This is a genomic window from Dawidia soli (assembly GCF_018598185.1).
Classification (GTDB): Bacteria; Bacteroidota; Bacteroidia; order Cytophagales; family Cyclobacteriaceae; genus Ohtaekwangia; species Ohtaekwangia soli.
On the sequence record NZ_JAHESC010000061.1, the window covers coordinates 24,274 to 33,772 of the forward strand.

At 53.5% G+C, this 9,499-nt stretch carries 8 protein-coding genes; 4 read left to right on the top strand and 4 right to left on the bottom strand.

Annotation, left to right across the window (positions count from 1 at the left end):
* Positions 1-487 precede the first annotated feature (487 nt).
* Positions 488-925 (top strand): PRC-barrel domain-containing protein, encoded by a 438-nt coding sequence (locus KK078_RS27310; protein WP_254093521.1) that lies wholly within the window; start codon positions 488-490, stop codon positions 923-925.
* A 51-nt stretch (positions 926-976) separates the two neighbouring features.
* On the opposite strand, the gene KK078_RS27315 is transcribed toward KK078_RS27310, so the two are convergent.
* The 3 genes from KK078_RS27315 to KK078_RS27325 form a co-directional block, all read right to left on the bottom strand.
* The gene (locus KK078_RS27315; protein ID WP_254093522.1) at positions 977-1,279 is read right to left on the bottom strand and encodes a hypothetical protein; all 303 of its coding nucleotides are present in this window, start codon (positions 1,277-1,279) and stop codon (positions 977-979) included.
* Between the two features lie 65 nt (positions 1,280-1,344).
* A complete protein-coding gene (locus tag KK078_RS27320) occupies positions 1,345-2,049 on the bottom strand; it encodes a response regulator transcription factor (protein WP_254093523.1) in 705 nt (234 codons plus the stop codon).
* Positions 2,046-3,278 carry a sensor histidine kinase gene (locus tag KK078_RS27325; RefSeq protein ID WP_254093524.1) on the bottom strand — a complete coding sequence of 411 codons (1,233 nt, stop codon included), beginning with the start codon at positions 3,276-3,278 and terminating at the stop codon, positions 2,046-2,048. The genes KK078_RS27320 and KK078_RS27325 overlap by 4 nt, the downstream gene beginning before the upstream one ends.
* Positions 3,279-3,414: 136 nt before the next feature.
* Here KK078_RS27325 and KK078_RS27330 point away from each other — a divergent pair, with 136 nt between their 5' ends.
* From KK078_RS27330 to KK078_RS27340, 3 genes are all read left to right on the top strand, one after another.
* Positions 3,415-6,474: a glycosyltransferase family 117 protein gene (locus KK078_RS27330; protein ID WP_254093525.1), complete on the top strand. Its 3,060-nt coding sequence runs from the start codon at positions 3,415-3,417 to the stop codon at positions 6,472-6,474.
* Between the two features lie 104 nt (positions 6,475-6,578).
* Positions 6,579-7,421: a dienelactone hydrolase family protein gene (locus KK078_RS27335; RefSeq protein WP_254093526.1), complete on the top strand. Its 843-nt coding sequence runs from the start codon at positions 6,579-6,581 to the stop codon at positions 7,419-7,421.
* A gap of 116 nt (positions 7,422-7,537) precedes the next feature.
* Complete coding sequence (locus tag KK078_RS27340) at positions 7,538-7,972, top strand: DUF4268 domain-containing protein (RefSeq protein WP_254093527.1); 435 nt, start codon at positions 7,538-7,540, stop codon at positions 7,970-7,972.
* 428 nt (positions 7,973-8,400) lie between these two features.
* Here the strand turns inward: KK078_RS27340 and KK078_RS27345 are convergent, their stop codons facing one another.
* Positions 8,401-9,255, bottom strand: coding sequence for a hypothetical protein (locus tag KK078_RS27345; protein ID WP_254093528.1), 855 nt, complete (start codon positions 9,253-9,255; stop codon positions 8,401-8,403).
* Positions 9,256-9,499: the final 244 nt, after the last annotated feature.

Below are 9,499 nucleotides of genomic sequence, written 5' to 3' on the forward strand. Positions count from 1 at the left end.
ACTTCGTAGTGTGAGTGGACGCATTTTTCGGCGACTATGCTATCGCGCCACCGGCATAACCTAAGCGCCGGGTATAATTACCCGGGCATACGGGCTGCCCTATGTGGAGATTTCTGGTAATGCTCCAGTCCTTCGCGTTGATCCCGATCGGGGACCGGGATCAACGGGACGCTTCTACTAAGTTAGCTTAATCTCCAAAATAAAACGACTATAAACAAAAAAGCCCCGGAAACAGTGCCGGGGCTTTTATATTTATTAAAACCTGATGCGATCTATAATAAATAGTATTTCCCCCGGGGGATATGACAATCCGCAAACTCGCCGCCGCTGGTATACCGCAGGCTGATCGCTAAGATGTTGTTACCGGGTTTCATACTCGTTTATTGTGTGCGTTGTCTGATGCTTTACGGAAAAGCTGCCTGCAAGGTTTGGGAATTTGTTGTGGTCCGCGAAGATTTTAGGTACGATTTTTTTACGTTTCAAGGGTATGAAAACCATGAAAGACAGCTACGATGCGGATAATGCCACGGGCATTAACCACGAAGGCCCCCGGGCCAATATGCCGGTGCGGCGGTTAACGGCCACGTCAATCATCGGTGACGACGTGGAAAATCGCGTGGGAGAGAAGCTGGGTACGATCGATAATCTCATGATCAACATCGACTCCGGCGAGATCGAGTATGCGGTGTTGGAGTTTGGCGACTTTGCCGGTATCGGTGGTAAGCTCTTTGCCGTGCCTTTTGGTGAACTGACGGTACAACCCGATAAGAAGGTCTTCATATTAGACCGTGATAAAGAATATCTGAAGAAATCGCCGGGGTTTGAAAAGACACACTGGCCCGACACGAACGACCGCGGTACGTCGCGGTATTTTGAGGATGTTACCACGTACTATCGACCGGTGTTCCCGTTTCCGTTTGATTAGCGTACCGTATGAAAAGACAAGCCGCGCAGGGTCAGGCTGCGCTAGAGATCGTTACAGGGGGACTCCCGCGGTGCAGGCGAGGCACTGGTTGGCGAATGCGTCGTATTCGTCATAGGCAGCGCCGGGCTTGCCAAACAGCGTAATGATGCGGTCGATGCGGATCCGGGCGTCGGTGTCGAGGGTTATGAACATGCCCTGTCCCGGGATCTCTTCCAGCTTTTCCACACGGCCGATCTGCTCATCGACCGTTTGTCCTTCTCCCCAGAAAAAGATCTTGCCGTGCGTGCGCTTGGCGATCTGGTCTTCAATGACTTCGCGGACGTCGTAGGATACCGGTGTGTATGAGGTGCTCATAGTCGTATTATGCTACACTGATAACGGCGAAGGTATTGAAAAAATTCCATTGTAGTGGCAGGATGCTACGTCGCTGTGACACGTTTCAGGATGTATCCTACGGCGCGGATGTTCTCAATGCGCAGGGCGGTGTCGTGGCTGAGGTATTTGCGCAATCTCGAAACAAATACGTCCATGCTGCGGGCTACAAAAAAGCCGTCGTCTTCCCAGATGGTTTTGAGAAAAACGTCGCGCTCGATGACCTTGTCGGGGTGACGGAAAAACAGTTGGAGCATGCTGCACTCTTTGTAGGTGAGGCGCGTCGGGATGCCGCCGGCGGTCAGCAGTAAATTATGGATGTCGAGGGCGGAGTCGGCGATCTGTAACACAGACGCCTTGTCGGCCGGTGTTGTTTGACTGCCGGTGCGTTTCAGGATGGCTTCGATGCGGTATTTGAACTCTTCCAGGCTGAAGGGTTTGCTGACGTAATCGTCGGCGCCGATCTGAAAGCCTTTGATGCGGTCTTCGGTTTGATTCTTTGCCGAGAGGAATACAATGGGGATTCCCTGGTTGTACTTGCGAATCTCGCGGGCGAGGTCGAAACCATCTTTCTCGGGTAGCATGACGTCGAGGATGCAGAGGTCGAAGGTGTTGTTATGAAACGCGGTCAATCCTTTTTCTCCGGTGGTATATAATTGCACGGCCCAGCCGTGGGTGCTGAGCGAATCCTGGATAAGGAAGCCCAGGCTTTCGTCGTCTTCGACGACCATGATCTGTTTGGCTGCGCTCATAGGGCTGGTAGAATGATCTGTACGGCGGTGCCTTTGTGCAGCTCGCTAAAGAGGTTGACCTGGCCGCGGTGTGAACGGACCACGCTTTTTACAAAGCTCAGTCCCAGGCCGAAGCCTTTTACGTCGTGTACATCGCCTGTGCGCACGCGGAAGAATTTTTCAAACACTTTGGTGCGCATGCTGCGGTCTATGCCGATGCCTTCGTCGATAATGTGTATAGCGATGCCTTCCGGGCAATCGCTGGTGCGCACGAGGATGTTGGGTCGCTGCCGCGAATACTTTTCGGCGTTGTCGATGAGGTTGTTGATGGCCTGCATCAGGAGCTCCCGGTCGGCCAGGATGGCGGTATTACGTTCGGCGTGCAGCTCGACAACAAGCGACCCGTTGCGTTCCTGCACTTTGAGCTGGAAGGCTTCGACGCACTCGCGTATAAGCTGATGTACCTGCACGACCTCGAGCGCCGGTTTGCGCATGTAGTCGGCAGAAGCTCCCAGCAGGACCTGGTCGATCTTGCGTCGCAGGGTTTCGTTTTCTTTGAGCAGGATGTCGACATATACCTGCAGGTTGTCAGGCTCGGGAATTTTTTTCTTGAGGATCTCGCCTGCGATGCGCACGTTGGTTACGGGAGTTTTGAATTCGTGCGTCATGTTGTTAATGAAGTCATTTTTAAGGGCTGCAAATTTTCGTTCGCGTAGCAAGGTATAGATCGCGTAAGCAAAGAAGCCCATCATCAGCAACAGGGCGAGGGTGGAGAAGATCCAGATGTCCAGCTGGGCGGCGACAAAACTGTTCTTTTTCGGAAAGTATACGGCGAAGTTCTTTTCGTCGGTGGAGGCTTCGTGTGCGGTCTCTTCCTGCGCCGGTGTGGGCCGGGTGGCAGAGATATAGTTGCCATAGACCAGCGTGTCGTCGTGGGCGTTGTAGACGCCCAGCTCGTAGTCGAGGTTGAGGCTTCGGATGAGGAACTCTTTTTGGAGCTGGTCGTTCAGCAGCTCGCTGTCGAGCTGGCTGCCGGTGACGACGAAGTAAAAGTTGGAGGAGAGCTTGCGCACTTCCGGGTTGCGGGCCACGGAGTCGGCTACACGTTTCAGCGCCACTTGCACGCTGTGGTCGAATTGTTTTTCGGCTACGTCAAAGGCCTTGCGGAACCAGTATACCTGCAGAATGAGCAGGCAGGCGAGTACGCAGGTGCCAAAAAGAATGATGCGGCCGAGGTGTTTATTATTCATACTTCAAGATACCTCTTTATCGTGTCTGTTGTATATCATGCTGATCCCCTTAACACTCCATTAACACTTCTTTACACTCGTTAACGTGGCGGTGCGTTGTGTTTTGGTAGCCTTACGGTCATAAAATTTACACCCTATGTTCACTGCTAAGGACTACCGCATTTTGCTTTTGTCGCTGGGATTTCTCGTGGCCGGGTATGGCTGTATGCTGTACGATCCGGTAGCCCAGGGTTTTGGACCGCTCACCCGCTGGGTAGCACCGCCGCTGCTGGTAGCAGGGTTTATGCTGCCCGTGTTTGCGATCCTGGGTGCGGGTTTTACCATCCCGGTGTCGTGGTCGTCCCTGCGAAGAGAAACGTGGAAACACCTGTCGGGGTTTACGGTTTTTGTTGTGGCCCTGACCACCTATTTGTTGACGCTGGAGCCGACGGCGAGTGTGTGGGACTGTTCGGAGTTTATTGCCACGGTCTATAAGCTGCAGGTGCCGCATACGCCGGGTACGCCGCTGTTGTTGCTGGTCGGTCGTTTGTTTTCGATGGCGGCCGGCAGCGATGTTTCGCGCGTGGCCGTGTGCGTAAATGCCATGAGCGCGCTGTTCTCTGCCCTGACGATATACATCGTTTTTTACCTGATCGTTTATTTTGGCGGGAAGATGACCGCGGCGTGGCAGGTGTCGCGGAGTGTTATCGTGATGGCGGCCGTGGGCGGTAGTTTATGCCTGGCATTTTCGGACTCTTTTTGGTTTTCGGCCGTGGAGGCGGAGACGTACGGTCCCGCGTGTTTTTTCACGGTGCTGCTGTTGTGGCTGATGCTGCGCAGTTATGACATACCGGAGGCGCTCCGCGACCGCTGGCTGGTGTTGATCTTTTACATCACGGGGCTGGGTTATTGTATCCACCCGATGAGCGTGTTGATCCTGCCCGTGTTGCCACTGGTGTGGTATACGCGCGACCGCCGGCTTACGTGGCGGAATGCGCTGGTGACAGCAGCGGCGGGGATGGCCCTGATCATGGTGGTGAACCGCGTGGTGGCGATCGGCATCTTCGAGTTTGCTTTTGCGTGGGACCGGTTCCTGGTCAACGTAGTACACCTGCCGTTTTACACCGGGGTGTTTGCATTGCTAGCGGTACTTGCCGGCTTGGTGGCCTGGAGTGTGAGGCGATTCCCGCGCGCGCGGCCGTATATATGGGCAACGGTGTTTTTGCTGCTCGGCTTTGCGCCGTACCTCATGCTTTTTATCCGGTCGAGCCACAACCCGCCGATCGACGAAGGCAACCCCGAGAACCTGCCGCTCAGCAAGGCTTATATGAACCGGGAGTCCTATCCTACCAGTCCGTTGCTCACGGGGCCTTATTTTGACGCGCAGGTTACCGAAGTTACGGCAGGCCGGAGCATGTACTACAAGACACCGACGGGTTACAAGATCGCGGGGACGTTGTCTGATTACCGGTATGACCCTGCACGGACGACTTTTCTGCCAAGGATGTATAGCAACGATCCTGACCACATCAAAAGTTACCGGCGGCTGGCCGGCCTGGCGGAAGGCGAGGTGCCACACTTCAGCGACAACATCAGGTTTCTGTTTTCGTACCAGCTGGGCTATATGTACTTCAGGTATTTCCTGTGGAATTTTGCCGGCCGGGAGAGTGATGTGCAGGGCAGCGATTGGCTGCGGCCGTGGGATGCACGGCGGGTTGCTGCGCAACCACAATATGAAAACAGAGCCCGCAATCAATATTGGGCGATCCCGCTGTTGTTGGGCATCGTGGGACTTGTGGTTCAGCAGCGGACGGACCGCAAGGGGTTTGTGATCAACCTTTTCTTCTTCCTGCTGACGGGTGTCATCCTGGTGCTGTATCTCAACTCCCCTCCGAGCGAACCGCGCGAGCGCGACTATATCTATGTGGGCTCGTACATGGCTTTTGCGTTGTGGGTGGGGCTGGGCATGCTTGCGCTGGCGCGCATCCTGCCCCGACGCATGGCGCTTGTGCTTGTGAGTATGCTGGCGCTCGCGATGCCCGCGTGGATGGCCTGGCAGAACTGGGACGATCACGACCGGACGGGTAGGACCTTTCAGATGGCGAATGCCCGTAACGTGCTGGATAGCTGTGCACCGGGTGCGATCTTATTCACAGGTGGCGACAACGATACCTTTCCACTGTGGTATTTGCAGGATGTAGAAGGCTTCCGGACGGATGTGCGGGTGGTGGTGCTGAGCTATTTTAATACCGACTGGTATGTCAACCAGTTGCGTCGTTCGTACTATGATTCGCCGCCCTTTGCGCTTACGCTGACGGAAAAGGACTATTTGCAGTATGGCATCAACGATGTGCTGTATGTTCGCCCGTCGGTAAAGGGGGCGATCGATCTGGAAAAATATCTTCAGTTGCTGCACGAGGAGCATCCCGCGTTGCGTGTGCAGTCGGTCGGTGGCGACGCCTATAACATTGTGCCGTCGTCGTTCGTACGGTTGAGCGTTGACACGGCCGGTATGATGCATCAGGCCGGTTACACGCCGTTGCCAGCGGTAACGTTCAAGGTGAAGGGCAGCTACATGACCAAGAATACGCTGGCGTTTTTAGACGTCGTCGCTTCCAACCACTGGAAGCGCCCGGTGTATTTCAATTTTACTTCCTTGCACTCGCTTGATCTGGAGTTAACGGAGCATGTAATTCAGGAAGGGCAGGTATACCGGTTGGCGCCGATCGAGCAAGCAGGCGAAGAGCCCGTGGTGGATACGCAACTGGCGTACCGAAACCTGATCGAACGTGCGGACTATACCAATCTGGCGGACGCGAATGTCTATTTTAATACAGAGGACTATCAGGCGCGGATGATTGCGCCGGTGCGGATGTCGGTAAATGCATTGGCCATAACGTTGCTTCGGCAGGGTGATCGTGACCGGGCAAACAACGTGCTGCAGGCTGCACTTGATAAATTATACCCGCCGCACCTCGACCCTGGCTATGCAGGCTTGCAGGCGGCTGACCTGTTACAGGCTGTTGGGGAGCCCGATTCGGCCCGGATGCTGTGCGCCAGTTTATTCAATTACCAGTATGCTCGTGTACAGGCGAGCTTGCGGGAGCACCGGGAGGTGGATCCGTTGGATCGGTACCTGGCGTATCAGTCGGCGGAGTTGTTACATCAGCTGGGACAGGAGGAGTATAAGGTAAGGCTCGCGGGCCTGGGTGTATAGGGGACATTTCACATTTTCTTAACGGCAGATTTTTTTTTGGGTGGTACCTGGCGAAAATGCCAATTCCGTATCTTTCGCCCGCAAATTATTAAAGCCTAAGAAACATGAGCATCAAAAGAATGTCCATTGCCCTTCTGTCCGCGGTGGTATTGTTGGCGGCCTGCAGCCGTCCGAAGCCTGCCGAAGAGACTGCGTCCCCGCAGCCGGTAGAACCGAGCTATGCCCAGGAAGCGGTAAGCTATAGCCTCGATACGACGACCCTGAACGGGTATGTTGCCTACAATCAGACGGATTCCGCCAAACGCCCGGGTATCATTGTCGTGCCGGAGTGGTGGGGTGTAACCGACTATGTAAAGACCCGGGCCAACGAACTGGCGAAGCTGGGCTATGTAGCCCTGGTGGCCGATGTATATGGCAACGGTAAAACAGCTGATAATCCGACCGATGCGGGCGCGCTGGCGACTCCTTTCTATCAGAACCCTGTGTTGGCAAAGGCACGCATCGACGCGGCGATTGCCAAGCTGAAAACATACAGCCAGGTCGATACGACGAAGATCGGCGCGATCGGTTACTGCTTTGGCGGTGGTGTGTTGCTGAACACGGCCCGCCTGGGCAATGCCGATCTGGACGCGGTGGTGAGCTTCCACGGTACCCTGATGGGTGGCGTGCCTGCGAAGAAGGAAACGCTGACGGCCAGGATCCTGGTGTGTCATGGCAACGCCGATCCGCTGGTGCCGGCAAAAGAAGTGGACGCCTTCAAGAAAGAGATGGATGCTGTCGGTGCTACGTATACCTTCAAGGCGTACGACAGCGCACAGCACGCCTTCACCAACCCGGGCGCTACGGAGCTAGGTAAGAAGTTCAACATGCCGATCTCTTACAATGCCGCGGCAGACTCCGCTTCGTGGGACGAAATGAAGAAATTCCTGGCAGACGCTTTGAAATGATTTTAGGGGCTTGCCCGATGTACGAAAGGCCGGTGTGATCCGGCCTTTTGTTTTTATAGACATCTGGTTCCTTCCGTGTATTTTGCGTCATGTTTGCACGGGACGAAGCATCGCGAATGAAAGAAGAATTCTGGACTACGTTTGGCCGGTATATGAGTCCGATACCTTCTGCCGAGGGGTTTAAGATCAACTGGGTGAACTATCATACCAAGCTGAAGGATGTTTACTTCCGGATGGATGCAGGGCGGAAGGCGGCCGTGATCAGTATATCGATCGAGCAACGTGATCAGGCCATTCAGGAGTTATACTTCGAGCAGTTCCTGGAGTTAAAAAATATTTTGCACACGACGCTGGAGGAAGAATGGGTGTGGCAACTGCATGTGCCGGTAGAGGATGGGAAGATTGTTAGTCGGATCTATACGGAGTTGGCGGGGGTATCGGTCTTTAACAGGGATCAATGGGCGGAGTTGATCTCTTTTTTTAAACCCCGGATCATCGCATTGGATGCATTCTGGGAGAATGCCAGGTATAGTTTCGAAGGCTTGAAGTAAGGGATGGAAGCCGATGACAAAACGCTGTGATTGCGGCTTCAACGGAGGCTTTGCAGGGAACACTTTCGCAACCGCACATTGGGAATCGCGATCATCAATCTGTAGAACTGGCAGGGCAATTGAAAAAACGGGGTGGTTGCAAATGAGCTCGATTTAAGGCGTTTTTCTCATTGGCACGGGTTTGGTATTTGTGACGGTGTGATTGATTAAGTTTTGAATAGCCAGGCAAGACGCAAGTTTTGCACACACTGTTCAAATTCTTAAATACATCGATTGAATAAGATTCAGAGTTGTAAACAATCACCATAGAGGCTGTTCTATTTTGAAATAGGGCAGCCTCTTATTGTGTTTAAAGCGTTTTGTGCGTCAGGATCTTGTTCAGACTGTCTTCGCTTTCTTGACGGGGCCGGCATTCTGCGCGGTCATTTTTATCGCGCAGTCATGGCGATCGAAGGTGTAACCTCTTCGGTATAAAAAACGGCATTATAAGGTCCGGCGTTTTTATCCAGCGTCGAGAAGTACATTTTGAAGGGCACGGCTTCGGAGAAGCTTGTCGGCGCAGGTTCGATCTTGTGTATGCCAAAACCTTCGCTGGTAACGTTTTCCATGGCGCCAAATTTGAACTGGTGATTAATGGAGAGCACACCTGCCGGCGTTAGCAGGGTTGTATCTTGCTGAAGATAACAGGCCAGCGTTTTGCCGCCACTAAACGGTATCAGGCGGTTGTGAATATTGCCCGAGAGCAATACGGTTGTAGCCTCGGCATGCTGCATCATGACGTTGCGGACAACAGCATGCATATGCTTATCATAATCGATCGTGCCCGCATCGGGGTCGGAATCGAAGAAAAACAGGTGAACGTCTTTGTTGCCGATATACATATCGATCAGGTTAAACCAGGCACTCCCCGGCCGTCCATCGGGAAACCCAGTGCGAAAGAATGCCGATTGCTTCAGGCTTTTTGCAGACGGTGCAGCGGTGAAATCCTGCATCTGTACCGCGGGAATCTCAAGACCGAGATTAATGGTTTTTCCTGCTTTTAGGAGTTGATCGACCGCGTAGGAGACAAAACGGGCCGGCTCTTGCGTGCCGTGCATTTCGCCCATCATGATAATGCGGTGTGGCCCGAATATCTCCAGCAGTCGTTTATTCAGCGTGGTATCCGAAATGTCTAATGCAAAGGCGTTGGCTTTGAGAGCGGCCTGGGTGGATTGAGCATGCGCGCAAAAAGCGAAGAGCGTCGTGATGCCGATGACAGGAAGTACGCAGCGGGGGAATCTCATAAAACTGTTTTAATGTCCAATGTGAACATAAGGATTTCCGGCAGACATGTGCAAGGAAATATAGATGATCTGACGGAGGCGTCGAAAATTATTGGTCGTTGAACCGATTTATACAACAATTAACTATCCGGCTATACATTGAAAAAGCCTGCTTGTTAAGAGCAGGCTTTTTTTATTCACGTTCGGGTAAATACCCCGCGGCTTGCCGCGTACGAAGAAAATAGTAAATTCCGGGCGTGAGCCC

What these genes read in the sequence shown, in the direction of transcription:
- KK078_RS27335 (WP_254093526.1), top strand. Translation starts at nt 6,579, where the DNA reads ATGAGCATCAAAAGAATGTCCATTGCCCTTCTGTCCGCGGTGGTATTG.
- KK078_RS27340 (WP_254093527.1), top strand. Translation starts at nt 7,538, where the DNA reads ATGAAAGAAGAATTCTGGACTACGTTTGGCCGGTATATGAGTCCGATA.
- KK078_RS27325 (WP_254093524.1), bottom strand. Translation starts at nt 3,278, where the DNA reads ATGAATAATAAACACCTCGGCCGCATCATTCTTTTTGGCACCTGCGTA.
- KK078_RS27345 (WP_254093528.1), bottom strand. Translation starts at nt 9,255, where the DNA reads ATGAGATTCCCCCGCTGCGTACTTCCTGTCATCGGCATCACGACGCTC.
- KK078_RS27310 (WP_254093521.1), top strand. Translation starts at nt 488, where the DNA reads ATGAAAACCATGAAAGACAGCTACGATGCGGATAATGCCACGGGCATT.
- KK078_RS27315 (WP_254093522.1), bottom strand. Translation starts at nt 1,279, where the DNA reads ATGAGCACCTCATACACACCGGTATCCTACGACGTCCGCGAAGTCATT.
- KK078_RS27320 (WP_254093523.1), bottom strand. Translation starts at nt 2,049, where the DNA reads ATGAGCGCAGCCAAACAGATCATGGTCGTCGAAGACGACGAAAGCCTG.
- KK078_RS27330 (WP_254093525.1), top strand. Translation starts at nt 3,415, where the DNA reads ATGTTCACTGCTAAGGACTACCGCATTTTGCTTTTGTCGCTGGGATTT.